Raw genomic sequence first — 25539 nt, 5'->3', positions numbered from 1 at the left:
TCCGCCTGGAAGGATCGGGGCATGCGGAACGTCCAAGGGGAGTTCGTCCTCACGCCGGTCGGGCACGTGTCGTCGGAACTGAAGGACCGGGCCGACGCGCCCAAACAGGGCACGGAAGGCGCGCCCGACGCGTGGCTGGTCTTCGAGCCGCCCTACGTCGGCGCCCTCGAAGGGCTGGGCGCGGGCGACCGGGTGATCGTGCTGACCTGGCTGCACCTCGCGCCGCGGGACGTGCTGCGGACCCGGCCGCGCGACGACCCGGCCAACCCGGAGACCGGCGTGTTCGCCACCCGCTCCCCGGCCCGCCCGAACCCGGTCGGCCTGCACCCGGTGGAGATCCTCCAGGTCACCGGGCGGCGGCTGCGGGTGCGGGGGCTGGAGGCGCTCGACGGCACGCCGGTGCTGGACCTCAAGCCCGTGATCGGAGACGTTCCAGGGCTTTGACCTGCCCGTGCGCGGCCGCGGTCCTTGCCACGGCCTAGAGTGGAAACGCATGATCACCACGTCCTGACCGCCGTGCGAGGAAGGAACGCCGCATGCCCGCAGCCCCCCGGACGCCGAGTGCGACCGGCACGCGCACCGTGCTGGAGAGGATCTACGAGCGGGTCCTGGTGCGGGACCCGGGCGAGCCCGAGTTCCACCAGGCCGTCCACGAGGTGCTCGACTCGCTCGGACCCGCGGTCGCGGCCCGCCCGGAGCTGGCCGGGTCGGGGCTGCTGGAGCGGCTCGTCGAGCCGGAGCGGCAGATCGTCTTCCGGGTGCCGTGGACGGACGACGCGGGCGCGGTGCACGTCAACCGGGGCTTCCGCGTCGAGTTCAACAGCGCGCTCGGCCCGTACAAGGGCGGGCTGCGCTTCCACCCGACGGTGAACCTCGGCATCGTGAAGTTCCTCGGCTTCGAGCAGATCTTCAAGAACGCGCTGACCGGGCTCGGCATCGGCGGCGGCAAGGGCGGCAGCGACTTCGACCCGCGCGGCCGCTCGGACGCCGAGGTGATGCGGTTCTGCCAGTCGTTCATGACCGAGCTGCAGCGCCACATCGGCGCCGACACCGACGTCCCGGCCGGGGACATCGGCGTCGGCGGCCGCGAGATCGGCTTCCTGTTCGGGCAGTACCGGCGGATCAGCAACCGCTGGGAGGCGGGCGTCCTGACCGGCAAGGGGCAGCCGTGGGGCGGCTCGGCCTGCCGCACGGAGGCGACCGGGTACGGCAGCGTGCTGTTCACCGCGGAGATGCTCCGCAAGCGCGGCGAGGACCTGGACGGCCAGACCGTCATCGTGTCCGGATCCGGCAACGTCGCGATCTACAGCATCGAGAAGGCCCAGCAGCTCGGCGCGAACGTGGTCACCGCGTCCGACTCGGGCGGCTACGTGGTCGACGAGAAGGGCATCGACCTCGACCTGCTCAAGCAGGTCAAGGAGGTCGAGCGGGGCCGCGTCTCCGACTACGCCGAGCGGCGCGGCGGCTCCGCCCGGTTCGTCGAGGGCGGCAGCGTCTGGGACGTGCCGGCCGACATCGCGCTGCCGTCCGCGACGCAGAACGAGCTGGACGCCCAGGCCGCGCGGATGCTCGTCCGCAACGGCGTGAAGGCGGTCTCCGAGGGCGCCAACATGCCGGCCACGCCGGAGGCGGTCCACGTGCTGCAGGAGGCCGGCGTGGCGTTCGGGCCGGGCAAGGCCGCCAACGCCGGCGGCGTCGCGGTCAGCGCCCTGGAGATGCGGCAGAACGCGGGCCGCGAGATGTGGACGTTCCCGCAGGCCGAGGCGGAGCTGGCGGGGATCATGACGCGGATCCACAACACCTGCGACGAGACCGCCGAGCGCTACGGCGCGCCCGGCAACTACGTCGTCGGCGCCAACATCGCCGGGTTCGAGCGCGTCGCCGAGGCGATGCTCGCGCAGGGCCTCATCTGACCCGTACGGGCACGCGGCCGGTGCACCTGGGGACCGCGCGCGGGGCACGGTCCGGCGGCCCCGGATGCGCGGACGGCGCGCCGTCGTGGAGGATGGGCCCGTGGTGACGATGCCCCGGTCCGGCCCGGCGACCCGGGACGCCCTGCTGGCGGCGGCGCTCGCGGTCGCGGCGCTCGCGCTGGCGGTCGCATGGCCCGGAGTGCGGGAGCTGGACGCCCTGGGCGCCCTCCTGCTGCTCGCCGCGCACACCCCGCTCGCGGTGCTCAGGGACCGGCCCACACCGGCGCTGATCGCGCTGGTGGTCCTGGTCCTGCCCTACCACCTGCTGCAGTACCAGCATCACGCGCTGGTGCCGGCCGAGGTGATCGCGCTGTTCGCCTACGCCGTCCTCGGGCGCCGCGTGCGGCTCGTCCTCGGCGTGGTCGCCTTCCTGCTGGGCGTGTGCGTGATCGGCATGGCGATGCGGGCGGGCGGCGCCTCGGTCCGCGAGCAGATCGCGGTGGTCGAGGCCGTGGTGTCGGTGGTGATCGCCGTGCAGGTCTGGCGGTCGCACCGGGCCCGGGTGGCGACGATCACCGAGCGGGCCGAGCGCGCCGAGCGCACCCGCGAGGAGGAGGCCCGCCGCCGGGTCGCCGAGGAGCGCCTGCGGATCGCCCGCGACCTGCACGACCTGCTCGCGCACAGCATCACCGTGATCGGCGTGCAGGCGGGCGCCGCCGCGCACCTGGCCGCGGGCGACCGGCCGCTGGACCGCGCGGAGCTGGCCGAGGCGCTGAAGGCGATCGCGGCGACCTGCCGGGAGGCCCGCACCGAGCTGCGCGGCACCCTGCAGGTCCTGCGCGGCACCGACGTCGGCGGACCCGCCGTGCTGCCCGGCCCGGACGCCATCGGCGGCCTGGCGGAGGCGGCCAGGTCCGCCGGGCTAGAGGTGACGCTGAGCGCCGACGGCGCAGGGTCGGCGCCCCCGGAGGTCGGCGTCGCGGCGTACCGGATCGTGCAGGAGGCCCTGACCAACGTTGTCAAGCACGCCGCCGCGAGCCGCGTCACCGTGACCCTCGCGCGGGAGGACGGCAGCCTCGTCGTCCGGGTCGCCGACGACGGCCGGGGCCCCTCCGGCGCGGGGCCGGAGGGGTTCGGGATCCTCGGCATGATCGAGCGGGCGCGCAGCGTCGGCGGGACCCTGGACGCCGGCCCGGGCGAGGACGGCGGGTTCGTCGTCACCGCCGTCCTGCCGTGCGCGGCCGACCGCTCCGGCGCCGAGCCGGTCACCCCCGGCTGACCGACCGGGCGTAGAGGAACAGCAGGCCCGACAGGGTGGAGCCGGAGCCGATCTCGCCGCGCGCCGCCAGCTCCGGGACCGACTCCAGCGGCACCCACTCGATGCGTTCCGCCTCCACGTCGGTGGGCTCGCCGATCTTTTCGGCGCCGTCCGCGCGGTAGACGTGATGGATCCCGTCGTGCAGTCCGGGCGAGGGCCGCACGGCCAGCAGGTGCTCCAGCGGCCCGGCGCGGTACCCGGTCTCCTCGACCAGCTCGCGCGCCGCCGACTCCGCCGGGTCCTCGCCGTCCTCCACCCGGCCGCCCGGGATCTCCCACCCCCAGGCGCCGGTGATGAACCGGTGCCGCCAGATCAGCAGCACGCGGCCCGCGCCGTCGACCGCCGCCACGCCCGCCGCGGGCCGCACCCGGACGAGATGGTGGTCGAAGCGCCGGCCGTCCGGCAGTTCCACGTCGGCCAGCCGCACGTCCATCCAGGGGCTGTCGTAGATCGTTCTCTCGCCGTGCACCGTCCATCGCATGGCCGGACGCTATCGGGGGCTTTCAAACCCTTACCGGTAGGGTCAGGATCAAGGGGACGGCGCGACCTCCGGGGGCGGACCCCCGGACCCCAGGGCCATCGCCCGAAGGGCGCTGTCAGGGAGGGGAGCGCAGCGGTGAGCACTGAGGCCGGCACGGCGGCCGAGGCGGCGGGGGACCGGATCTTCACGGTGCCGAACCTGCTCAGCATGGCGCGGCTCGTCGGCGTCCCGTTCTTCCTGTGGCTGGTCCTGGTCGAGCAGGACTGGTGGGCGCTCGGGCTGCTGGTGTTCGCCGGCCTGTCGGACTGGCTGGACGGCAAGCTGGCGCGGGCGCTGAACCAGACCAGCAAGCTCGGCATGGTGCTGGACCCGGCCGCCGACCGGCTGTACATCTTCGCGACCCTGGTCGGCCTGACGATCCGCGACATCATCCCGCTGTGGCTGCTGGCCGCCCTCGTCGCGCGCGAGCTGGCGATCGTGCCGATCGCGCCGATCGTGCGGCGGCTCGGGTACGGCGGGACGCTCCCCGTGCACTTCATCGGCAAGACGGGCACATTGTGCCTGCTGTACGCCTTCCCGCTGCTCCTGCTGGGCGACCATGACGGGGCGGCGGGCACCGCGGCGAAGGTGATCGGGTGGTCCTTCGCCATCTGGGGGACGGCGCTGTACTGGTGGGCGGCCGTCCTGTACTGGGCGCAGACGCGGCAACTGGTGCTGGCCGGCCGCGGCGCGCCACCCGAGCGCGCGCCCGGCGCGGGCGCGCGGTCCCCGGCCGGCGAGCAGAAGGGAGCTGAGACCCCCCGATGAAGGCCGTCGTGATGGCGGGTGGCGAGGGGACGCGGCTGCGTCCGATGACCGCCAACCAGCCCAAGCCGCTGCTGCCGCTCGTCAACCGGCCGATCATGGAGCACGTGCTGCGGCTGCTGAAGCGGCACGGGTTCAGCGAGACCGTCGTCACGGTGCAGTTCCTGGCGGCGCTGATCCGCAACTACTTCGGCGACGGCGAGGAGCTCGGCATGTCGCTGAGCTACGCGACCGAGGAGGTGCCGCTCGGCACCGCGGGCAGCGTGAAGAACGCCGAGGCGGCGCTGCGCGACGACCGGTTCCTGGTGATCTCCGGGGACGCGCTGACCGACATCGACCTGACCGACATGGTGCGCTTCCACGAGCGCAACGGCGCCCTGGTCACCATCGGCCTCAAGCGGGTGCCGAACCCGCTGGAGTTCGGGATCATCATCGTGGACGAGGCGGGCCGCGTGCAGCGGTTCCTGGAGAAGCCGACGTGGGGGCAGGTGTTCTCCGACACCGTCAACACCGGCATCTACGTGATGGAGCCGGAGGTCCTCGACCACGTCGCGGCGGGCGAGTCCGTCGACTGGTCCAGCGACGTGTTCCCCAAGCTCCTGGCCGAGGGCGCGCCGCTGTACGGGTACGTCGCGGACTGCTACTGGGAGGACGTCGGCACCCACGAGAGCTACCTGAAGGCGCAGGCCGACATGCTGTCGGGGCAGGTCGGCATCGAGCTGGACGGGTTCGAGATGTCGCCGGGCGTATGGGTCGCCGAGGGCGCCGAGGTCGACGCCGAGGCCGTCCTCAAGGGCCCGCTGTACATCGGCGACTACGCGAAGGTCGAGGCGGGCGTCGAGCTGCGCGAGTACACCGTGCTCGGCAGCAACGTCGTGGTGAAGGAGGGCGCGTTCCTGCACCGCGCGATCGTCCACGACAACGTGTTCGTCGCGCCGTCGACGAACCTGCGCGGCTGCGTGATCGGCAAGAACACCGACATCATGGCGGGCGCCCGGGTCGAGGAGGGCGCGATCGTCGGCGACGAGTGCGTGATCGAGGCCGAGGCGTACGTCTCCAGCGGCGTGAAGGTCTACCCGTTCAAGACGATCGAGGCGGGCGCGGTCGTCAACACCAGCGTGATCTGGGAGTCGCGCGGGCAGCGCAACCTGTTCGGGCCGCGCGGCGTGTCCGGGCTGGTCAACGTGGAGATCACGCCGGAGCTGGCGGTACGGCTGGCCAGCGCGTACGCGACGACGCTGAAGAAGGGCACCACGGTCGTCGCCGGGCGGGACGTCTCGCGCGCCGCCCGCACGCTCAAGCGCGCGGTGATCAGCGCGCTGACCGCCAGCGCGATCAACGTGCAGGACCTGGAGGCGACGCCGCTGACCGTCGCCCGGTTCGAGACCGGCCGGGAGGACTGCGCGGGCGGCATCTACATCCGCACCACGCTCGGCGACCCGCAGGGCGTCGACATCCTGTTCCTCGCCCCCGACGGCGCGGACCTGTCGCAGGCCGCGCAGCGCAAGCTGGAGCGGGTGTTCGGGCGGCAGGAGTACCGGCGCGCCTTCCCCGGCGAGATCGCGGAGCTGAGCTACCCGCCGCGCGTGGTGGAGACCTACACCCGCGACCTGCTGCGCCGCATCGACATCAGCGGCGTCCGCGAGGCCGGGCTGAAGATCGTGCTGGACTGCGCGGGCGGCGTCGCGTCGCTGGTGCTGCCGAGCCTGCTCGGCATGGTCGGGGTGGAGGTGCTGACCCGCAACAACGCGCTGGACGAGGCGAACCCGACCGAGACGCTCCCCGAGCGGATGCGCGACCTGGAGCGGCTCGGCGCCCTGGTGTCGTCGTCGCGGGCGGCGTTCGGCGTCCGGTTCGACCCGGTCGGGGAGCGGATCTCGCTGGTGGACGAGAACGGCGAGCTGGTCCCCGACGACCGGGCGCTGCTGGTGATGCTCGACCTGGTCGCGGCCGAGCGGCGCGGCGGCCGGGTCGCGCTGCCGGTGACCACGACCCGGGTGGCCGAGCAGGTCTGCCGGTTCCACGGCGTCCAGGTGGAGTGGACCTCCACCTCGCAGGACGTGCTGACCAAGGCCGCCGCGCGGCCCGACGTGATCTTCGCGGGGGACGGCCGGGGCGGGTTCCTGATGCCGGAGTTCAGCGGCACCGTCGACGGGATCGCGGCGTTCGCCCGGCTGGTCGGGCTGGTGGCGCGGACGCGGCTGACGCTGTCGCAGATCGACCGGCGGATCCCCGTCGCGCATCTGCTGCGCCGGTCCGTCCCGACGCCGTGGGCGGCCAAGGGGAGCGTCATGCGGCACGTGGTGGAGGCCGCCGGGAGCCGCACCCTCGACACCACCGACGGGGTCCGCGTGGTGGAGGACGACGGCGGCTGGGTGCTCGTGCTGCCCGACCCGGCGGAGGCCGTCACGCACCTGTGGGCCGAGGGCCCGGACGCCGACGCCGCGCAGGAACTGCTGGAGGAGTGGGCCGTCGTCGTCGAGCGCGCGGGCTCCTAGGGCACGGGCTCTTGGGGCGCGCGGGGGTCAGCAGCGCTCGCGGGGCCTCAGGCCGGTCGCGTCGGGCTCCCGGTCGCCGTAGGTCTCCGCCAGGAAGGCGACGAGCCGCTCGACGTCTGTGACGTTGGACACCAGGCCGAGCGAGGCGCGGACGGCGCCGCCGCTCGGCAGGTGCAGCAGGTCGAGGTACTCGTCGAGGTTCCGCATGCCGCCGCGCAGCGTCCGGCGGTCGCGCAGGGCGCGCTCGGAGATGCGGAAGGCGCCCTCCCCGGCGCCCGGGTTGCAGAAGCAGCCGGTGCGGATCGAGATCCCGGCGGCGGTGGTGTCGCGGGCGACGATCCGCTCGTCCACGATGCGGCCGCGCCGGTCGAGCACGTTGAACGCGACGGTGCCGCCGCGCCGGTCCGCGCCGCCGGGGCCGTAGACGCGGATCATTGGGGAGCCGCCGGTGTGCCGCAGCCCGCCGAGGCGGTGCAGGAGCCAGGAGGTGAGGCGGGCGACCCGGCGGTGGATCAGGTCGACGCCGATGTCCTCGATCCAGCGGATGCCGAACTCCACGTCCGGGATCGACAGGAAGTTCAGGGTGCCGTCCTCGAACGCGGTCTCGTCGCCGGCCGGGACGTGCCAGCCGCCGAGCGCGCTGACCGCCTGGATCGTGCCGCCCGCGAACCAGGGGCGGCGCAGCCGGGCGAGCGCCGCGCGGTGCGCGACCAGGACGCCGACGCCGGTCGGGTAGCCGAACACCTTGTACCAGCTGACGGGGACGAAGTCGGGCCGCGTCCGGCTGAGGTCGAGGCGGTTGGCGGGGACGAACGCCGCCGCGTCGAGCAGCACGTCGTACCCGTGCGCGTGCGCGAGGTCCACCCACTCCAGGGGGTGCTGGACGCCGGTGAAGTTGCTCTGCGCCGGGTAGACGAGGAGCCCGCGCCGGCGGGCGAGCGCGCCGCGCACGTCGTCGCCCGGAACGCGCAGCTCCGGCCCGCGGACGGGCAGGTGGACGACCTGGGCGCCGCGCGCCCGGGCGAACTCGCGGATCCCGTTCACCGAGTTGTGGTTGTCGCCGGTGAGCACCAGCCGGGTCCCGCGCCGGAACGGGTACGCCTCGCCGACCAGGCGGCACGCGCCCGTCGCGTTCGGCGTGAACACGACCTGGTACTCGGCGGGGGAGGCGTTGAAGAAGCGCAGGACCGCGGCGCGCGCCCGCTCGACCAGCTCGGTCGACGCGCTGGAGGTCGGGTTCTCCGAATGCGGGTTGCCGTAGCAGTGCCCGAGGAGCCGTGCGGCGTGCGCGCGGATCTGCGCATCGGCCGCCACGCCCGACCCGGTGTAGTCCAGGTAGACGCGGCCGTCCGCGTCGAGGTGGCGGTACTCCGCGGCCCGGAGCTCGTCCAGCCGGCGGGTCGAGGCGTACTCGGCGTCGGCGTCGGGCGTCGTCCCCGCCCAGGAATCGATTGAAGCGGACATTCTCGCACCCCCGAGTACAAACCGCACTCCTCATCAGAACGGTCCGAAATCGAGGAAGGGGCGACAAGGGGATGTTATGACCTTTTTAGGACGGTGTGTCTGAGTTTGGGGAGGTTCTATGCGCCGGCCGGGACGGGAGGCCGGGGGAGGTCCGGGTGCGGCGGGCGAGGACCGCGGCCGTCCCCGCGAGGAACAGCGCCGTGAAGCCGGCGAGGATCGCCCAGTCCGCCGTCACCGCCCGCGAGAACGTGCCGCCGTAGGAGGCCAGCAGCGGCGGTCCCAGCGGTGAGCGGCCCGACCCCCACAGCCGCTCGACGCCCAGGCTGTGCCCGAGCGCCTCGAAGGCCCACCGGTTCGACATCGCGCAGCTCAGCCACCGTCCCGGCGCCGCCATCACCGGGACGGGCAGGATCGCGCCGACGAACAGCACCTGCGGGAAGCACAGCATCGGCAGCGCCATCGTCGCCTGCGCCGGGTCGGTCACCGAAGCCGACACCAGCAGCCCCAGCGCCAGCGCGGCCACCGAGCACAGCAGCAGCGTGACGAACAGCTCCCCGAACGTCCGCCACCCCATCGCCGGCAGCCGGTCGAGAGCGCGCAGGACGCCGAGCATCAGCGCGTCCACCACCGCCAGGAGCGGCAGCAGGACGGCGGCCTTCGCCAGAACGTACGGCCCGATCCGCAGGCCGGTGAGCCGTTCGCGCCGCAGCACCGGCAGCTCGGTGCAGACCTGCAGCAGCCCGTAGGTCAGCCCGAAGAAGAACCCGCCGAAGGCGATCCAGAAGAGGATCATCACGGTCGCGCCCGGGCTCGGCGAGTCCGGCGCGAACGCGCCCGGCCGGAACAGCACCGCGAACATCGCCAGCACCATGACCGGCGACCCCGCCAGCACCGCGAGGGTCAGCCGGTTGCGGGTCAGCAGATCGAGGTTGCGCCGCGTCAGCAGCGCCCACTGCCGTACCGCCCCCACTCCGGGCCCGGCCGCCGCGCCGCCGCCGGGGCGGCGGAACCGGTTCTCCCAGCCGGGCGACGCGGCGCCGGCGAGCCGCAGGTAGATGTCGTCGACCGCGCCGGCCTCGAACTCCTCCAGCGCCTCGTCCGGGGAGCCGTGGAAGGCCAGCCGCCCGTCCAGCGCCAGCACCGCCACCCGGTCGCACACCGCGACGTCCGGCGGATGGTGGGTGGTCATGACGACGGTCGTGCCCGCGTCGGCGAGGCCGCGCAGCAGCCGCATGAGGTCGGCGGCCGACGCCGGGTCGAGGCCCGAGGTCGGCTCGTCGAGGAAGAACACCCGCGGACGCGTCAGCAGCTCCACCGCGATGCTCGCCCGCTTGCGCTCCCCGCCGCTCAGGCTCCCGACGCGCTGCCCCGCGCGCCCGGTGAGGGCCAGGTCGTCCAGCACGCCGTCCACGGCCTTCTCGGCGTCCTCCGGAGCCGTGCCCGCGGGCAGCCGCAAGCCTGCGGCGTACCGCAGCGTGCGCCGCAGCGGAAGGTCCATGTGGACGATGTCGTCCTGCGGCACGTACCCCAGCGAGCCCGTGGCGCCCTCATAGCGCACCTCGCCCTCGGCGGGCGGACGCACTCCGGCGATCGCGTCCAGCAGCGTCGTCTTGCCGGACCCGCTGCCGCCGATGATCGCCACCAGCTCCCCGGCCCCGATCGTCAGCGACACGTCCCGCAGCGTGCGGCGCCCCCCGTCCACCCGCTGCCCGACCCCGCGCACCTCGATCACGCCACGCCCCCATCCGCTCCGGAGGGCCGCCCGCCCCCAGAAGAACATGAACGACGCCGGGGCCCGCGTCCAGCGCCGCCCCTGCTCAGTCGACGGAGACGTCGTCGGGCGTGCCGCTGGCGATCTCCGCCAGCACGTCCAGCGCCCGGGCCAGGACGTCGCGCGGCGGCGAGGCCAGGCCGAACCGGACCGCCCGCGGCGCGGCGGCACCGCCCACCACGAACGCGGCGGCGGGCGTGACGGCGATGCCGCGCCGCGCGGCCGCGGCCACGAACGTCTCGGCCCGCCACGGCGCGGGCAGCTCCCACCAGCAGAAGTACGAGACCGGATCGGACCGGACGGCGGCGCCGGCCAGCCGCCGCGCCGCGATGCGCTGCCGGCCGGCGGCGTCCTCCCGCTTCGCCTTGACGATCGTCTCGACCGTCCCGTCGGCGATCCAGCCGGCCGCCGCCTCCAGCGCGAAGCCCGCCGGCGCCCACGCGCCCGACCGCAGCGCGGCGGCGACCCGGCCCGCCACCCGCCGCGGGGCGACCGCGAACCCAACGCTCAGCCCGGGCGCCAGGCGCTTGGAGAGGCTGTCGACGAGGACCGTGCGGTCCGGGGCGAACGACGCCAGCGGCGGCGGGCCGTCCGCGCGCAGGAACGCCCAGATCCGGTCCTCGATCGCATACAGCCCGAGCCGGTCGAGCATGTCGGCGAGCTCGGCCCGCCGCGCCTCCGGCATCGTCGTCCCGTACGGGTTGTGCAGCGTGGGCTGGACGTAGACGCCGGCGAGCGGCGCGGCGCGGTGGGCGGCGGCGAGCGCGTCCGGGACCATCCCGTGCTTGTCCATCGTGACCGGGACCGGGGTGACGCCGAGCCTGGCCGCGACCCCCTTGATCACCGGGTAGGTCAGTGCCTCGACCGCGAGCCGCCCGCCCGCCGGGATCAGCGCGGCCACCACCGCGGCGATCGCCTGCCGGCCGCTCCCGGCGAACAGCACCGCGTCCGGCGCGGGCGCCCAGCCGCCCGCGGTCAGCAGCGTTGCCGCGGCCTCGCGCGCCGTCGGCGTGCCCGCCACGCCGACCGGGGCGAGCGCCGCGTCCAGCGCGTCCGGGCGCGTCAGCCGGTCGAGGCCGGCGGCCAGCAGCGGGGCCTGCTCCGGCACGACCGGGTAGTTGAGCTCCAGGTCGACGCGGGCGTCCGCCGGTTCGGCCAGCGCGGGGGCCGGCCGCCGGTCCGCGGCGAGCACGAACGTCCCGCGCCCCACCTCGCCGACCACCAGTCCGCGCCGACCCAGCTCCCGGTAGACGCGCGCGGCCGTCGAGGCGGCGATGCCGCGGCGGCGGGCGAACGCGCGCTGCGGCGGCAGCCGGTCGCCGGGACGCAGCCGCCCCGCCGCGATGTCGGCGGCGACCGCATCGGCGACCCTCCGGTAGTCGTCCATGCCGCTCCTCCGCATTGCACCGAGAACATTGTCAGTATTGCACCGAATTGAGCTGATAGCTAGCATCGGTGCAATGATCTCTCCCTCCTCCCTGGCGGGCATCGCCCTCGTCGCGCTCGGGCTCGTCCTCATCCCGGGGCCGAACATGATCTACCTGGTGTCGCGGTCGGTGACGCAGGGCCGCCGCGCCGGGTTCATCTCGCTCGGCGGCGTCGCCCTCGGCTTCCTCGTGTACGTGCTGGCCGCCACCGCCGGCATCACGACGGTCTTCCAGGTCGTCCCGCCGGTGTACGCGGCGCTGAAGATCGCCGGCGCCGCCTACCTGCTGTGGCTGGCGTGGCAGACGGTCCGGCCGGGCGGGACCGCCGTGTTCGCGCCCAGGGAGCTGCCCGCCGACCCGCCGCGGCGGCTGTTCCTCATGGGCCTGGTGACCAACCTGCTCAACCCCAAGATCGCGATCCTGTACGTGTCGCTGCTGCCGCAGTTCGTCGACCCCTCGCGCGGCCACGTCGCCCTGCAGAGCCTGCTGCTCGGGCTCACCCAGATCACCGTCGCGATCACCGTGAACTGCCTGATCGCGCTCGGCGCCGGAGGCATCGCCGCGTTCCTGGCCCGCCGCCCGGCCTGGCAGCGCGTCCAGCGCTACGCGATGGGCACCGTGCTCGGCGGGCTCGCCGTGCGCATCGGCCTGGACCGCACGCGCGCCGCCGTCACCTGACCGGTACCGTCCGATCGGCGCGCCGGGCCGGGGGACGGCGCTCGATTTGGTACGGCTTGCCATCATGGTGCGGTGATCGCGCGACGACGGGGACCGGACGAGGCGGAGCGGGAAGCCGGATGGCGCCGCCCCGACGCGTCGATGTCCCTGCTGTCCGACCTGTTCTCCGGCAAGCTGCTCGACCCCGGCTACGCCGAGGCCGCGGCGCGCCGCGCGGCCGCCGGCGGGACCCGTCCGCGCGGCGGGCGCCTGCGAGGGAGCGGGATGATCGCGGTGCTGGTCGCCATCGGCGTCCTGATCGCCGTGGCCGGCGTCCAGGTGCGCCGCAGCGAGCCCGTGGCGGCCAAGGAGCGCTCCCGCCTCATCGACCAGATCCACGCCCGCACCGGCGAGACCGACGCCCTGCAGCGCCGTCTCGACCGGCTGCGCGCCGACACCGGCAAGGAGCGGGCCGCCGCCCTCGCGCGCAGCTCAGCGGGCCGCCGGGCCCGGCAGGACCTCACCGCGCAGGCCGCCGCCGCGGCCGCCGAGCCCGCGGGGGGCTCCGGCCTCGTCGTCACCGTGGACGACGCGCCCGGCGCCGGCTCCGACGGTGACGATGGCGGCGGCGGCGCGGGCGGCCGGGTCTATGATCAGGATCTTCAGGTGCTGGTCAACGGGCTCTGGGCGGCGGGCGCCACCGCCATCGGGATCAACGGGCGGCGGCTCACGCCGGTCACCGCGATCCGCACCGCGGGCGAGGCGATCCTGGTCGACTACCGTCCGCTGTCCGGCCCGTACGAGGTGACGGCGCTCGGCGACCCGGACCGCATGCGCGAGGCGTTCACCGGCTCGGCCGCCGACCGCAGGCTGCGCGCCCTGGAAGAGCGCTACGGCCTGCGGTACGGCACACGGCGCACGTCCGGCGCGCGGCTGCCCGCGGCCGGCGCGCTCGCGCTGAGGTACGCCGTGCCCGCTCCGGGAGCGGGCGGGTGACGCGGCGATGGGCGCGATGAACGTGGGCGGGATGAACGCGGGGGCGAGGAGCGCAGGGGCTATGAACCTGGGGCCGGCGGGCGGGGAAGGGACGGACCGGGCATGATCGCGCTGATCGGGCTGGTGATCGGCGTGACGCTGGGCTTCGTCCTGCAGCCCGACGTCCCGCTGTGGCTGCAGCCCTACCTGCCCATCGCGATCGTCGCCGCGCTCGACGCCATGTTCGGCGGCGTCCGGGCCCGGCTGGAGGGGATCTTCGACGAGAAGGTGTTCGTCGTCTCGTTCCTCAGCAACACCGTCATCGCGGCGCTGATCGTGTTCCTGGGCGACAAGCTGGGCGTCGGCTCCCAGCTGTCCACCGGCGTGGTGGTCGTGCTCGGCATCCGGATCTTCGCCAACGCGGCGGGGATCCGGCGGAAGCTGTTCGGCGCATGAGCGGCGACGACGGCGAGGCGCCGCCCGGCGCCGAGACGCCCACCGAGCCGGAACAGGCCCGGCCCGGCGCCCTGACCGGGGTGATCGAGCTGCTGCGGCCCAGGGCTAGCTGGGGGCAGCTCATCGGCGGCCTGCTGTGCGTGGTGGTGGGCTTCGCGGTGGTCGTGCAGATCCAGTCGACCAAGCGCGACACCACCTTCGCCACCGCCCGGCAGGACGAGCTGGTCGGCATCCTGGCCGATCTGGGCCAGCGGTCCGAGCGGCTCCGGGGCGACATACGTGACCTCGAGGAGACCAAAGCCGAACTGCAGCGCGACGCGCAGGGCGACGCCGCGCTGGAGGAGGCGCGCAAGCGCGCCACCACCTACGGGCTGCTCGCGGGCACCCTCCCCGCCGAGGGGCCGGGGATCGAGCTGGCCGTTCAAGACCCCCGCGGCGGCGTCCGCGCCGGCGACCTGCTGGACGCGCTGCAGGAGCTCCGCGACGCCGGCGCCGAGGTCGTGCAGGTCAACGGCGTCCGCGCCGGGGTCGACACCTACTTCCTCGACGCCCGCGACGGCGTCGTCGCCGACGGGCACCCGCTGCGCGCCCCCTACACGTTCCTGGCCATCGGGGACCCGCACACCTTGATCACGGCGCTCAACATCCCGGGCGGCGTCGTCCGGACGCTCCAGGGCGCCGGCGCCACCGTCTCGATCACCCCGCGCGCGAAAGTGACCGTGAGCGCGATACGGTCTCCGTAGAGGGAACGGGGGGATCGGTGAGCGGCCGTCCCGGACGTCGCCGGCGGCGCCGTCCGCGCGGCGGCGTAGACCGGCGATCATCGGCGAAGGTAGTTTGGTGCGGTCGGTTCACCGTTCCGGTTGACCCCTCGGGCAAGACCCGCGTAAGTTGCGGCGACCGTCGCGTGCGCGGGCGGTGAGCAGGACCGTGGTCGGGGGCGGGTCCCCGGCGTGGGTTGGGTGAAGGATGCGCGTGGCGCAGGCGGCCCCCGCGAGCAGCGGGGCGTCCGCGGGCGGCGCGCCGATGGTAGGAGGCCGAGCCGATCTATGCCGAGCGTCTACTGCACGCAGTGCGGTCACGCCAACCCGGATGATGCCCGCTTCTGCTCGAACTGCGGCACCCCGCTGACGCGGGGCGCCCAGCCGCCGTCGTACCGCGAGTCGCCCGGCGAGTCCACCTCGACGATCTCCATCGGCGGCTTCGAGGCGCTGGACACCGGCCAGGACGAGGGCGAGCAGGCCGGCCCCGACCAGACCGCCATGGAGGCGCTCCCGCCCGGGACCGCGCTGCTGGTCGTCAAGCGCGGCCCGAACGCCGGAAGCCGGTTCCTGCTCGACAAGGACCGCACGTCCGCCGGCCGGCACCCCGAGAGCGACATCTTCCTGGACGACGTCACCGTCTCCCGCCGGCACGCCGAGTTCGCCCGGCACGGCGGCACGTTCTCCGTCCGCGACGTCGGCAGCCTGAACGGCACCTACGTCAACCGGCAGCGGATCGACCAGGCGGGCCTGTCCGGCGGCGACGAGGTCCAGATCGGCAAGTTCCGGCTGGTCTTCCTGACCAACCCGGCGCACGCCTGAGCGGAACCGGGACGGCGGGGGAGCACGGGGGCGCGGCGACGATGGGAGGGCCCTTGAACGCGCGGCCGGCCCGGTCCCCGATGACCATCGGGGACGTCCTCGGGCTGCTCAGGACCGAGTTCCCCGACATCACCATCTCCAAGATCAGGTTCCTGGAGTCCGAGGGGCTCGTCGAGCCCGAGCGCACCCCGTCCGGGTACCGCAAGTTCGGCCCGGCCGAGGTGGAGCGGCTCCGGTTCGTGCTCACCGCCCAGCGCGACCACTACATGCCGCTGCGCGCGATCCGGCAGTACCTGCAGGCCCGCGACCGCGGCGAGGCCGTCCCGCCGCTCGGCGCCCGCCCGGACGCGCCGTCCCGCCGGCCCCGCACCCTCGTCGCGGCCGGCGCCGACGCGCCCGACCCCGCCGTCCGGCTGACCCGCCGCCAGCTGCTGGACGGCGCCGGGATCGGCGAGGACCTGCTCGCCGACCTGGAGGAGTACGGCCTCGTCCGGCGCAACGGCACCCACTACGACGGCGAGGCGCTGACCGTCGCCCGCGCCGCCGCGGCGCTCGGCGAGCACGGCTTCGAGGTGCGGCACCTGCGCGCCGCCAAGGCCGCCGCCGACCGGCAGGTCGGGCTGATCGAGCAGATGGTCGCCCCGCAGCTGCGCCGCCGCAGCCCCGGCGCCCACGACCAGGCCGCCGAGACCGCGCGCGACATCGCCGCGCTGTCGGCCCGGCTGCACGCCGCGCTGCTGTCGGCGGGGCTGCGCGAAAGCCTGGACCCCTGATCACCCGGACCGCGCGGGCATTTGCCGCCCCGCCGCCGCCGCACCGCGTCCGGGGTCGGGTGTACGTTGGGCTACAGGGTTCGTCGAGGATCCGACCGGTGCACGTGGTGATCGAGACAGCGTCGACCAGCAGGGAGCCGCAGTGAAGCAGATGGAGGTCGTCGGCGTCCGGGTCGAGATGCCCTCCAATCAGCCCATCGTCCTGTTGAAGGAGACGGAGGGCGAGCGCTACCTGCCCATCTGGATCGGGGCGGTCGAAGCGACCGCGATCGCCTTCGCCCAGCAGGGCGTGCTGCCCGCCCGTCCCCTCACCCACGACCTCTTCCGGGACGTGCTCGACGCCCTGAGCGTCCAGCTGCGCACCGTGAACATCACCGACCTGCGCGAGGGGATCTTCTTCGCCGACCTGGTCTTCTCCAACGGCGTCGAGGTGAGCGCCCGCCCGTCGGACTCCATCGCGCTCGCGCTGCGCACCGGCGCGACGATCTTCGCCAGCGAGGACGTCCTCGAGGAGGCCGGCGTGGCCATCCCCGACGAGCAGGAGGACGAGGTCGAGAAGTTCCGCGAGTTCCTCGACACGATCTCCCCGGAGGACTTCGGCCGCGCCGGTTAGGCCGCGCCCAACGGAACCCCGCAAGCCGCGCTCGCCCTCGTGCCCTGTCTTGGAGCGGGCATCGGTTACGCTGTGTGATGGAGCGGTGCGGGCCGGGCCTCCGGGATGAAGTGGGGAATGTCACTTCGGGGGGTAAGGTCGTGTCGTGCCGCGATTGGTCGTGCATTGCCCTGGACCTGGCAGTTTCCGAGGGGCGACCATCGGGGTAGGAGTGCGGTGGCGGCGAAGGTGCGCAGTTTGCCCACGTGAAGCCGGTTCATCCGGGCATGCGACGCGCCGACGGCGAACGTTGACCACACCCTGACCGGCACCTACCGTGCTGGTGGAACACCCGTGGTGTAATTCGTCAAACCCCCTTGACGAAGCGCCACGGGCTGATAGAAGCCGGAGGTCCGCGTGGCGGTGAGCAGCGGCGAGGGCAAGGCGACCCCCGACAGGCACATGGCGTCACAGCGCGCCGGAGAGCAGGGCCTGCTCTTCGACACGCAGGTGTCGGCGCCGCCGGAGGATGTCGGCTACCGCGGCCCGACGGCGTGCGCCGCGGCGGGGATCACCTACCGGCAGCTGGACTACTGGGCCCGCACGAAGCTGGTCGAGCCGAGCGTGCGCGCGGCGCACGGATCGGGCAGCCAGCGGCTCTACAGCTTCCGCGACATCCTGGTGCTGAAGGTCGTGAAGCGGCTGCTGGACACGGGGGTGTCACTGCAGCAGATCCGCACGGCGGTGACGCACCTGCGCGACCGCGGCGTCCAGGACCTGGCGCAGATCACCCTGATGAGCGACGGCGTGAGCGTGTACGAGTGCACCTCCGCCGACGAGGTGGTGGATCTGCTGCAGGGCGGGCAGGGCGTGTTCGGGATCGCGCTCGGCCGGGTGTGGCAGGAGGTGGAGGGAAGCTTGGCGGAGCTTCCCGGCGAACGGGCGGCCACCGACGACCCCGACCCGCACGACCACCCCCACGATGAGCTGGCGAACCGCCGGCGCGCCCGCCGCACCGGCTGACCCCCTCCGGCCACCCGCAGACCACCCCTCGAAAGCCCCGGTCCCCTCGGAAGCCCGGCCCCTCGAGACGGACTCGACCCCTCGACGGACCTGACCCCCTCGACGGACCCGGCCCCTCAGATCGCGTCCTTGCGCTGCAGGTAGGCGAACGCCGCCCAGCCCGGCAGGACCGGAAGCCACAGCGTCAGCAGCCGGTACAGCAGCACCGCGGACGTCGCCGTCTCCGCCGTCAGCCCCGAGATCGTCAGCGCCAGCGTCAGCGCGCCCTCGACGGCGCCGAGCCCGCCCGGCGTCGGGACCGCCGAGCCGACCGCGTTGGCGGTCAGGAACACCACCACGACGGCCGTCCAGTGCAGGGACCCGCCGAACGCCCGGATCGAGGCGTCCAGGCACAGCGCGTACGCGGCCGTCAGCCCCACCGTCCCGCCGAGGCCGGTGGACAGCTTGCGCGGCGACTGCAGGACGTCCACGAGCCGCGGCACCACGCCCGAGAACATCGACCGCAGCCGGGACGCGGCGAACCGCCGCACCCGCGGGATCGTCAGCGCCGCGCCCGCGACCAGGCCGAGCGCCAGCACCACGATCACGATCGTGCGGGACGGCGCCAGGTCCTTGGAGGCGTTGTGGGTGGAGCCGGTGAGGAACCCGAACAGCGCCAGCAGCAGCACGTGCACCACCAGGCCGACGAGCTGGGACGCGCCGACGCTGGCGACCGCCGGGCCCGAGCGGATGCCCGAGCGCTGCAGGAAGCGGGTGTTGATCGCGACGCCGCCGACCGCCGCCGGCGCCACCAGCTGCACGAACGACGCGGCGACCTGCACCAGCACCGTCCGCCCGACCGGCAGCCGCTCCGGCACGAACCCCAGCAGCATGTACGCCGCCGCGAGGTAGGTGGCCGCCGACGCGGCGAGCGCGATGAACACCCAGTGCCAGGTCGCCGTCGACAGCAGGTGCGCGAAGTCGAGGCTGCCGAGCTGCGGGATCACGATGTACCCGGCGACCGACAGGCCGACGATGCTGAAGATCGTCCGGGGCCGGAAGCGCTCCAGCCGGACCGGCGCCGCCTCCGTCGCCGGCTTCAGCGCGACGATCTGCTCCCGGATCCGGGTGAGCAGGTCCCGGTCGCGGCGCAGCGCCGTCCGCGTCGCCCGCGACAGCGCCACCCGCTGCAGCAGCGGGACCGCCGCGGCGAGCGCGTCCTCGCCGAGCACGGACGCCGCGGTCCGCACGGCGCGCTCGGGGCCCGCGCGCAGCGCCACGGTGGTGAGCAGCTGCGCGAGGTCCAGCCGCAGCGCCAGGTCGCCGGAGGCGATCTCGCCGGACCGCATGTCGGTGAGGTAGGCCCGGCCGTCGTCGCCGACGAGGACCGCGTCGTCCTCGAGCCGCCGGTGCGCGAGCCGGCCGTCCTGGAGCCGCCGGAACTGCCGCCACACGTCCGTGAGCAGCCCGTCGGTGACCTCCTCGTCCGGGACGTCCCCGAGCCGCCGCCCCGGCACGTGCTCGTAGGCCAGCAGCGCCGCCTCCGTGCCGACCTCCGACGTCCCCACCAGCCGCGGGGTGCGCACGCCCGCCGCGTCCACCGCGTACGCCATCAGGGACTCCAGCTCCAGGGAGCGGCGCAGCGGGCGCAGCGCCCGGCCCGTGGTGGTGCGGCTCAGCCGCAGCGTCCGCCACATCCGGTACAGCAGCCCGGCGGTCTGCTGGTCGCGGTCCAGGACCCGGACCTCCAGGTCCCAGCGGCCGGTCCCGCGCGGTGCGCGGTGCCCGTCGTCCTCGGGGTCGAGGACGACGCCGTAGCGGCGGTCCTGGCCCGTCTCGCCGGGGTCGTCGAGGCGGGCGGCGCGGCGCGGGCACATCCCCAGCCGCTCCAGCGTGGAGACCACCGCCGTCCCGGACGGCCGCGGGTTGGGCGTGCCGACCGCGTACAGCGTGCCGTGGCCGATCGCGCGGCCGAGCAGGTAGGTGGCGGCGAGCGCCGCGACGGACGCGTACGACGCGGTGAGCCCGGTCAGCGCGGCCAGCCCGATCAGCGTCCACGTCACCGCCAGCCAGCGGGTCCGGCCCGCCATCCCGACCGCCGTGACGAACGCGATCACCGGGGCGATGTCGGTGTGCACGGGCGCGGTCCTGGTGCCGCCCCAGATCAGCGAGTCCAGCACCCCGCCGGGCGCGGCGCTGGTCACCCAGTCGTCCAGCCCGACCGTGACGCCGAACGCGATCATGGCGGCCAGCAGCGCGATCGCCACCCGCATGCCGTCCTTGTGCAGGAGCCGCTCGACCGCGAACGCGATCGGCGCGGTCAGCACGCCGAAGCTGGAGGCGAGGGTGGCCAGCGACAGCAGCATCCGGGGGGCGTGCGCGGTGCCCTGCGCGATGTCGGTCTGCAGCCCGTGCGTGGTCTGCTGCGCGATCGACACCAGCAGCATCACCACGGCCAGCCCGACGCAGGAGACCCCGAACCTGATCGCGTCGGAGGAGCGGCGGATCCGGTCCGGCTGGGCGGGCTCGTCCACGGGGACGCCGGCGGTGGCGCCCGTCGCCGGGCGCACCGTCCCGCCGTGGGTCTGTGTCACGCCGTACCGCCGCCCTGACCGTCCGCCATCGTGATCAGCGTCCCAGGGCCGGCGGGGCGCCGTCGAACGGCGGCCCCCGGTCCGGCCGGCCGTCCGGGCGGCGTCGCGGCCCGTGCCGCCCGGTGGGCCGGGCACGGCCCGCGGCCCGTCCCGCCCCGGTGAGCTGTGCACATCGTACTTGCCGGTAGATGCCCCGGCCGCCCATCACCCCGGTTCCGCGCGGCGCGAGGCGCCGCCCATGCGACGGTTCGCGGGGGCGCCCGACGATCGCCGGGGGGATGGTTGGGTAGGGTTTGTTCCGGACATGCCGTCGACCCTGTGCGGGAGAGACCCCACGCGGCCAGCGTGGGGCGCCGAAGGGGCAACCTCCCCGGAACCTCTCAGGCAAAAGGACCGCTCGGGCGAGGCACCTCTGGAAAGCAGGCGCCGATCCCCGTGACGGGGAGGGGCGGCTCACCGAAGGGGAAATCCCGCGCGCGGGGGAAGCTCTCAGGTGCCGATGACAGAGGGGGAGACCGGCCGCCGGCCGTGCCGGCGGCGGCCCTGAGCGACCGCAGCAGCCAGGAGGCTCTCCATGACCGCCCAGTTCTTCGCCCCCGTGGCCTCGCCGCAGCATCCCCGTTCCACGTTCGCCGACCGCCATGTCGGCCCGTCCCCGGACGAGCGGGCCCGGATGCTGGCCGCCATCGGCTACTCCGGCGCCGAGGCGCTGGTCGACGACGCCGTCCCGGCCGGGATCCGCACCTCCCGTCCGCTGGAGCTGCCGCCCGCGCTGAGCGAGACCGCCGCGCTGGCCCGGCTGCGCGAGCTGGCGTCCCGCAACACCGTCCTCACCTCGATGATCGGCCTCGGCTACCACGGGACGACCACGCCGGGCGTCATCCTGCGCAACGTGCTGGAGAACCCGGGCTGGTACACCGCCTACACCCCGTACCAGCCGGAGATCTCGCAGGGCCGCCTCGAGGCGCTGCTGAACTTCCAGACGGCCGTGTCCGACCTGACCGGCCTGCCGGTCGCCAACGCCTCCATGCTGGACGAGGGCACCGCCGCCGCCGAGGCCATGGCCCTGGCGCACCGCGTGTCCAAGCGCAAGGAGCCCGGGACGTTCCTGGTGGACGCCGACGTACTGCCGCAGACCATCGAGGTCGTGCGGACCCGGGCGGTCCCGCTCGGCATCGAGGTCGTCACCGCGGACCTGTCCGGCGGGCTGCCCGGCGGCGACTTCTTCGGCGTCCTGCTGCAGTACCCGGGGGCGTCGGGCGCCGTCCGCGACCTGGAGCCGATCGCTGCACAGGCGCACGAGCGCGGCGCGAAGGTCGTCGTGGCCGCCGACCTGCTCGCCCTGACGCTGCTGCGGCCGCCGGGGGAGTCCGGCGCCGACATCGCGGTGGGCTCGGCGCAGCGGTTCGGCGTCCCGTACGGGTTCGGCGGCCCGCACGCCGGCTACATGGCGGTCGCCGACGGCATCCAGCGGCAGCTGCCCGGACGCCTCGTCGGCGTGTCCGTCGACGCCGACGGCGCGACCGCCTACCGGCTGGCCCTCCAGACCCGCGAGCAGCACATCCGCCGCGAGAAGGCCACCAGCAACATCTGCACCGCGCAGGTCCTCCTCGCCGTGATGGCGAGCATGTACGCGGTGTACCACGGCCCCGAGGGACTCGCCGCCATCGCCCAGCGGACGCACCGCCGCGCCGCCGAGATCGCCGCGGGGCTGCGCGCCGGCGGCGTCGAGGTCGTCCACGGCGCGTTCTTCGACACCGTCCTCGCCCGCGTGCCGGGACGGGCCGCGGAGGTCGTCGAGGCCGCCCGCGAGCGCGGGATCAACCTGCGCCCGTCCGGCCCCGACCACGTGGCGGTCGCCTGCGACGAGACGACGCTGCCTGAGCACGTCACCGCCGTCCTGGAGGCGTTCGGGGTGCCCGCCGACGTCGCCGGCGCCGAGGAGGCGATCCCGGACGGCCTGCGCCGCGAGAGCCCCTACCTGACCCACCCGGTCTTCCACGCGCACCGCTCCGAGACCGCGATGCTGCGCTACCTGCGCAAGCTCCAGGACAAGGACATCGCGCTCGACCGCTCGATGATCCCGCTCGGCTCCTGCACCATGAAGCTGAACGCCACCGCCGAGATGGAGCCGATCACCTGGCCGGAGTTCGCGAACATCCACCCGTTCGCGCCGCTCGACCAGGCCGCCGGCTACGTCGAGCTGATCGGCGAGCTGGAGGACGCGCTCGCCGAGATCACCGGATACGCCAAGGTGTCCGTGCAGCCCAACGCCGGGTCCCAGGGCGAGCTGGCCGGGCTGCTTGCCATCCGCGGGTACCACGCCTCGCGCGGGGACGAGCGGCGCGACGTCTGCCTGATCCCGTCGTCGGCGCACGGCACCAACGCCGCCAGCGCCGTCATGGCCGGGATGCGCGTCGTCGTCGTCAAGTGCGACGAGGGCGGCAACGTCGACCTCGACGACCTGCACGCCAAGATCGCCGAGCATGGCGACCGGCTCGCCGCGATCATGGTGACCTACCCGTCCACGCACGGCGTGTTCGAGGAGTCGATCACCGACGTGTGCGCCGCCGTCCACGAGGCGGGCGGCCAGGTCTACGTCGACGGCGCCAACCTCAACGCGCTCGTCGGCCTCGCCCGCCCCGGCGAGTTCGGCTCCGACGTCTCGCACCTCAACCTGCACAAGACGTTCTGCATCCCGCACGGCGGCGGCGGCCCCGGCGTCGGCCCGATCGGCGTCCGCGAGCACCTCGCCCCGTTCCTGCCCAACCACCCGCTGCGCGAGGAGGCCGGCCCCGCCGGCACCGGCGTCGGCCCGATCTCCGCCGCCCCGTGGGGCTCGGCGGGCATCCTGCCGATCTCCTGGGCGTACATCGCGATGATGGGCCCGGACGGCCTGCGCGCCGCCACCGAGGGCGCCATCATCGGCGCCAACTACCTCGCCGCCCGCCTCGGCCCGCACTACCCGATCCTCTACACCGGCCGCAACGGCCTCGTCGCCCACGAGTGCATCGCCGACCTCCGCAAGATCACCAAGGAGACCGGGATCACCGCCGAGGACGTCGCCAAGCGCCTCATCGACTACGGCTTCCACGCCCCGACGCTCTCCTTCCCCGTCGCCGGCACCCTGATGATCGAGCCCACCGAGTCCGAGGACCTCGCCGAGCTCGACCGGTTCTGCGACGCCATGATCGAGATCCGCCGGGAGATCCAGCGCGTCGCCGACGGCGGCTACGACCGCGAGGACAACCCCCTCAAGAACGCCCCGCACACCGCGGCCTGCCTGGTCTCCGACGACTGGAAGCACGCCTACACCCGCGACGAGGCCGCCTACCCCGTCCCCGCGCTGCGCGAGACCAAGTACTGGCCGCCGGTCCGCCGCATCGACCAGGCCTACGGCGACCGCAACCTCGTCTGCTCCTGCCCCCCGCCGGAGGCGTTCGAGGACTAGGGGGACGACCCCCTGAACCCCCGTCACGGTCGGCAGGGGTCTGGTCTTCCGGACGCGTGTTCGACCGGCGCGGGACACGGTCCTGTCGGTGTGATCTTGGTGGGGTTTCTGAGTGTCGGCCGGGACGGGGCGGGGTCCGGTCGCTAGGCTCTGGGCGGACCCCGACCCCCAGAGGGCAGAAGACCGATGAGCGAGTCCGCGGCCGGCGATCCGGCCCTGTTGTGCGAGGAGGCGCGGAGCCTCGCGGAGAACGGCGCGGCCCGCGAGGCCGCGCTGCTGTTTGAACGGGTGCTCGCGCTCGGCGACACCCCCTGCCGCGCCCAGGCTGCGCTCGGCCTCGCGGTCGTGCTGGACGACGGCGGGGACGTCGAGGCGGCCCGCGAGGCCGACCGGGCCGCCATCGCCACCGGCGACCCCGAGTACGGGCCCCGCGCCGCCTACCACCTCGCGCTCACCCACGAACGGGCCGGCGAGCACGAGGAGGCGGCGCCCGCCTGGCGCGTCGTCGTCGACTTCGGCAACCCCGCCTACCTCCCGCCCGCGCACCTGGCGCTGGCGCGGCTCGCCGACGACGCCGGCGACTTCGAGGAGGCGCGCGGGCACTGGGAGGCGGTGGTCGCGACGGGCGACGCCGAGTACGGGCCGCCCGCCGCGCACGACCTGGCGCAGCGGCTGCTGGAGCGCGGCGAGCCCGCACGCGCGCAGCGGGTGCTGGCCGCCGGGCTCCGGCTGATCGATCCCGACGGCGCCCCGTACGCCTACGCGCGGCTCGCCGTCGCGCTCGGCATCTCCTACCTCGACCAGGCCGTCGGCGCGTTCGGCGCGGCGCTCGGCGACGCGTCCGAGCCCGCCGACCCCGAGGTCGGGCCGCTGGCGACGGAACTGCTCGCGCGGACGCTGCCGCTGCGCGGGCGCGGCACGGAGGCGGGCGAGGTGTGGCGGCGCGGCCTCGCCGACCCGGGCGTCGCCGGGCAGGTCAGGGCCCGGCTGCGCCGCGACTTCGGCGACGACCCCGACGACGCCGCCGACCCCGCCGACCTGTGGTGGGAACCGGTCGTGGAGCAGGCCGTCACTGAGGGCACGCTGCCCGCCTTGGCAGGCGAGGCGTTCGGCGCCCTCGACCACATGTACGCGCTGCTGGCCGTGCGGTACGCCGGCGAGGGGCTGGCCGGTGAGGCCCGCGAGGTCGTCGGCGACGCCGTCCGGGTGCCGGACGGTTACCCGTGGGGCCCGCTGCTGCACGAGAGCTTCGCCGAGCGGCTGCGGCTGGCGATGGGCGAACCGGCGCAGGCGCCGCCGCCCGACCGGCAGGGCGCCTGACCTCAGTCCGCGATGTCGCGTTCCGCGATCACCTTGGTGATCCGGGCGCGGACGAGGTACTCGCCCGGGACGGCGTTGCGCCTGCCGTACTCCTCGCCGCGCTCGGGGCCCATGTAGCGGCGGCCGAGGACGGTCGCCCACTCGCGCATCTCGTCCAGGTCCTCGATGATGCGGGCCTCGGCCTGGATCACCACGTACGAGTACGGCGGCGTCTGGTCGTCGACGCACACCGACAGGCGCGGGTCGCGGCGCAGGACGCGGCCCTTGACGCTCTCGTTGTGCGTGGTGAACACCAGGTCGCCGCCGTCGAGGACGAACCAGATCGGCGTGACGTGGGGCGTGCCGTCCTTGCGGGTGACGCCGGCCTTCCCGGTGCGGGTGCCCTCCGAGACGAACGCGCGCCATTCACTGTCGGTCATCTGCTCCATCCGTCCAGTGTGCCCCACAAGATCATCGACCA

21 protein-coding genes and 2 riboswitches are annotated in these 25539 nt (G+C 74.4%); of the genes, 15 read left to right on the top strand and 6 right to left on the bottom strand.

Annotated features, from left to right (window positions below; genetic code table 11):
* The first annotated feature begins 21 nt into the window (after window positions 1-21).
* From tsaA to QP089_RS01450, 3 genes are all read left to right on the top strand, one after another.
* On the top strand, window positions 22-444 hold the full coding sequence (gene tsaA, locus QP089_RS01460; RefSeq protein ID WP_285909290.1) for a tRNA (N6-threonylcarbamoyladenosine(37)-N6)-methyltransferase TrmO: 423 nt from the start codon (window positions 22-24) through the stop codon (window positions 442-444).
* Window positions 445-536: 92 nt separating this feature from the next.
* Entirely contained in the window at window positions 537-1913 is a 1377-nt protein-coding gene (gene gdhA, locus QP089_RS01455; RefSeq protein ID WP_285909289.1) for an NADP-specific glutamate dehydrogenase, read from the top strand.
* A gap of 109 nt (window positions 1914-2022) precedes the next feature.
* Window positions 2023-3192, top strand: coding sequence for a sensor histidine kinase (locus tag QP089_RS01450; protein WP_285909700.1), 1170 nt, complete (start codon window positions 2023-2025; stop codon window positions 3190-3192).
* Here the strand turns inward: QP089_RS01450 and QP089_RS01445 are convergent.
* Window positions 3179-3712: an NUDIX hydrolase gene (locus QP089_RS01445; protein ID WP_285909288.1), complete on the bottom strand. Its 534-nt coding sequence runs from the start codon at window positions 3710-3712 to the stop codon at window positions 3179-3181. The genes QP089_RS01450 and QP089_RS01445 overlap by 14 nt on opposite strands.
* A 135-nt stretch (window positions 3713-3847) precedes the next feature.
* Here QP089_RS01445 and clsA point away from each other — a divergent pair, with 135 nt between their 5' ends.
* Together clsA and QP089_RS01435 are read left to right on the top strand one after the other, a co-directional pair.
* Window positions 3848-4519, top strand: coding sequence for a cardiolipin synthase ClsA (clsA, locus tag QP089_RS01440; RefSeq protein ID WP_285909287.1), 672 nt, complete (start codon window positions 3848-3850; stop codon window positions 4517-4519).
* Window positions 4516-7014, top strand: coding sequence for a mannose-1-phosphate guanyltransferase (locus tag QP089_RS01435; RefSeq protein WP_285909286.1), 2499 nt, complete (start codon window positions 4516-4518; stop codon window positions 7012-7014). Before clsA ends, QP089_RS01435 begins: the two co-directional genes overlap by 4 nt.
* Window positions 7015-7041: 27 nt before the next feature.
* Here QP089_RS01435 and QP089_RS01430 read toward each other — a convergent pair whose 3' ends face one another.
* From QP089_RS01430 to QP089_RS01420, 3 genes are all read right to left on the bottom strand, one after another.
* Window positions 7042-8478, bottom strand: coding sequence for an aminotransferase class V-fold PLP-dependent enzyme (locus tag QP089_RS01430; RefSeq protein WP_285909285.1), 1437 nt, complete (start codon window positions 8476-8478; stop codon window positions 7042-7044).
* An 85-nt stretch (window positions 8479-8563) separates the two neighbouring features.
* Complete coding sequence (locus QP089_RS01425; RefSeq protein ID WP_285909284.1) at window positions 8564-10210, bottom strand: ATP-binding cassette domain-containing protein; 1647 nt, start codon at window positions 10208-10210, stop codon at window positions 8564-8566.
* Between the two features lie 85 nt (window positions 10211-10295).
* A complete protein-coding gene (locus tag QP089_RS01420; protein WP_285909283.1) occupies window positions 10296-11636 on the bottom strand; it encodes an aminotransferase-like domain-containing protein in 1341 nt (446 codons plus the stop codon).
* 73 nt (window positions 11637-11709) lie between these two features.
* Here QP089_RS01420 and QP089_RS01415 point away from each other — a divergent pair, with 73 nt between their 5' ends.
* The 8 genes from QP089_RS01415 (at window position 11710) to QP089_RS01380 (ending at window position 17735) form a co-directional block, all read left to right on the top strand.
* Window positions 11710-12354, top strand: a complete 645-nt coding sequence (locus tag QP089_RS01415; RefSeq protein WP_285909282.1) for a LysE family translocator — start codon at window positions 11710-11712, stop codon at window positions 12352-12354.
* A gap of 72 nt (window positions 12355-12426) precedes the next feature.
* On the top strand, window positions 12427-13329 hold the full coding sequence (locus tag QP089_RS01410) for a DUF881 domain-containing protein (RefSeq protein ID WP_285909281.1): 903 nt from the start codon (window positions 12427-12429) through the stop codon (window positions 13327-13329).
* 102 nt (window positions 13330-13431) lie between these two features.
* A complete protein-coding gene (locus QP089_RS01405) occupies window positions 13432-13764 on the top strand; it encodes a small basic family protein (protein WP_285909280.1) in 333 nt (110 codons plus the stop codon).
* A complete protein-coding gene (locus QP089_RS01400; RefSeq protein ID WP_285909279.1) occupies window positions 13761-14507 on the top strand; it encodes a DUF881 domain-containing protein in 747 nt (248 codons plus the stop codon). The genes QP089_RS01405 and QP089_RS01400 overlap by 4 nt, the downstream gene beginning before the upstream one ends.
* A gap of 306 nt (window positions 14508-14813) precedes the next feature.
* On the top strand, window positions 14814-15347 hold the full coding sequence (locus QP089_RS01395) for an FHA domain-containing protein (RefSeq protein WP_285909278.1): 534 nt from the start codon (window positions 14814-14816) through the stop codon (window positions 15345-15347).
* 53 nt (window positions 15348-15400) lie between these two features.
* Window positions 15401-16120 carry a transcriptional regulator FtsR gene (gene ftsR / locus QP089_RS01390; RefSeq protein ID WP_285909277.1) on the top strand — a complete coding sequence of 240 codons (720 nt, stop codon included), beginning with the start codon at window positions 15401-15403 and terminating at the stop codon, window positions 16118-16120.
* A 142-nt stretch (window positions 16121-16262) separates the two neighbouring features.
* Window positions 16263-16733, top strand: coding sequence for a bifunctional nuclease family protein (locus tag QP089_RS01385; RefSeq protein ID WP_151546279.1), 471 nt, complete (start codon window positions 16263-16265; stop codon window positions 16731-16733).
* A gap of 396 nt (window positions 16734-17129) precedes the next feature.
* On the top strand, window positions 17130-17735 hold the full coding sequence (locus QP089_RS01380) for a MerR family transcriptional regulator (protein ID WP_285909276.1): 606 nt from the start codon (window positions 17130-17132) through the stop codon (window positions 17733-17735).
* 116 nt (window positions 17736-17851) lie between these two features.
* Here the strand turns inward: QP089_RS01380 and QP089_RS01375 are convergent, their stop codons facing one another.
* Complete coding sequence (locus QP089_RS01375; RefSeq protein ID WP_285909275.1) at window positions 17852-20308, bottom strand: lysylphosphatidylglycerol synthase transmembrane domain-containing protein; 2457 nt, start codon at window positions 20306-20308, stop codon at window positions 17852-17854.
* A gap of 311 nt (window positions 20309-20619) precedes the next feature.
* Window positions 20620-20714: riboswitch (glycine riboswitch) on the top strand.
* Window positions 20715-20824: riboswitch (glycine riboswitch) on the top strand. It begins immediately after the preceding riboswitch.
* A gap of 58 nt (window positions 20825-20882) precedes the next feature.
* On the opposite strand from QP089_RS01375, the gene gcvP reads away from it, so the two are divergent.
* On the top strand, window positions 20883-23759 hold the full coding sequence (gcvP, locus tag QP089_RS01370; RefSeq protein WP_285909274.1) for an aminomethyl-transferring glycine dehydrogenase: 2877 nt from the start codon (window positions 20883-20885) through the stop codon (window positions 23757-23759).
* Window positions 23760-23945: 186 nt separating this feature from the next.
* Window positions 23946-25079: a tetratricopeptide repeat protein gene (locus QP089_RS01365; RefSeq protein WP_285909273.1), complete on the top strand. Its 1134-nt coding sequence runs from the start codon at window positions 23946-23948 to the stop codon at window positions 25077-25079.
* Window positions 25080-25081: 2 nt separating this feature from the next.
* Here QP089_RS01365 and QP089_RS01360 read toward each other — a convergent pair whose 3' ends face one another.
* Window positions 25082-25498, bottom strand: coding sequence for a PPOX class F420-dependent oxidoreductase (locus tag QP089_RS01360; RefSeq protein WP_353070380.1), 417 nt, complete (start codon window positions 25496-25498; stop codon window positions 25082-25084).
* Between the last annotated feature and the right edge of the window lie 41 nt (window positions 25499-25539).

It is taken from the genome of Actinomadura opuntiae, assembly GCF_030283205.1.
Lineage (GTDB): Bacteria > Actinomycetota > Actinomycetes > Streptosporangiales > Streptosporangiaceae > Spirillospora.
The sequence above is the reverse complement of the archived record's forward strand: the minus strand, read 5'-3'. Positions and strand labels throughout refer to the sequence as shown.

Bases quoted from the DNA above. Each gene is read 5' to 3' on its own strand.
- tsaA (WP_285909290.1), top strand. From the start codon at position 22: ATGCGGAACGTCCAAGGGGAGTTCGTCCTCACGCCGGTCGGGCACGTG.
- gdhA (WP_285909289.1), top strand. From the start codon at position 537: ATGCCCGCAGCCCCCCGGACGCCGAGTGCGACCGGCACGCGCACCGTG.
- QP089_RS01450 (WP_285909700.1), top strand. From the start codon at position 2,023: ATGCCCCGGTCCGGCCCGGCGACCCGGGACGCCCTGCTGGCGGCGGCG.
- QP089_RS01445 (WP_285909288.1), bottom strand. From the start codon at position 3,712: ATGCGATGGACGGTGCACGGCGAGAGAACGATCTACGACAGCCCCTGG.
- QP089_RS01435 (WP_285909286.1), top strand. From the start codon at position 4,516: ATGAAGGCCGTCGTGATGGCGGGTGGCGAGGGGACGCGGCTGCGTCCG.
- QP089_RS01430 (WP_285909285.1), bottom strand. From the start codon at position 8,478: ATGTCCGCTTCAATCGATTCCTGGGCGGGGACGACGCCCGACGCCGAC.
- QP089_RS01420 (WP_285909283.1), bottom strand. From the start codon at position 11,636: ATGGACGACTACCGGAGGGTCGCCGATGCGGTCGCCGCCGACATCGCG.
- QP089_RS01415 (WP_285909282.1), top strand. From the start codon at position 11,710: ATGATCTCTCCCTCCTCCCTGGCGGGCATCGCCCTCGTCGCGCTCGGG.
- QP089_RS01405 (WP_285909280.1), top strand. From the start codon at position 13,432: ATGATCGCGCTGATCGGGCTGGTGATCGGCGTGACGCTGGGCTTCGTC.
- QP089_RS01400 (WP_285909279.1), top strand. From the start codon at position 13,761: ATGAGCGGCGACGACGGCGAGGCGCCGCCCGGCGCCGAGACGCCCACC.
- QP089_RS01395 (WP_285909278.1), top strand. From the start codon at position 14,814: ATGCCGAGCGTCTACTGCACGCAGTGCGGTCACGCCAACCCGGATGAT.
- gcvP (WP_285909274.1), top strand. From the start codon at position 20,883: ATGACCGCCCAGTTCTTCGCCCCCGTGGCCTCGCCGCAGCATCCCCGT.
- QP089_RS01365 (WP_285909273.1), top strand. From the start codon at position 23,946: ATGAGCGAGTCCGCGGCCGGCGATCCGGCCCTGTTGTGCGAGGAGGCG.
- QP089_RS01360 (WP_353070380.1), bottom strand. From the start codon at position 25,498: ATGACCGACAGTGAATGGCGCGCGTTCGTCTCGGAGGGCACCCGCACC.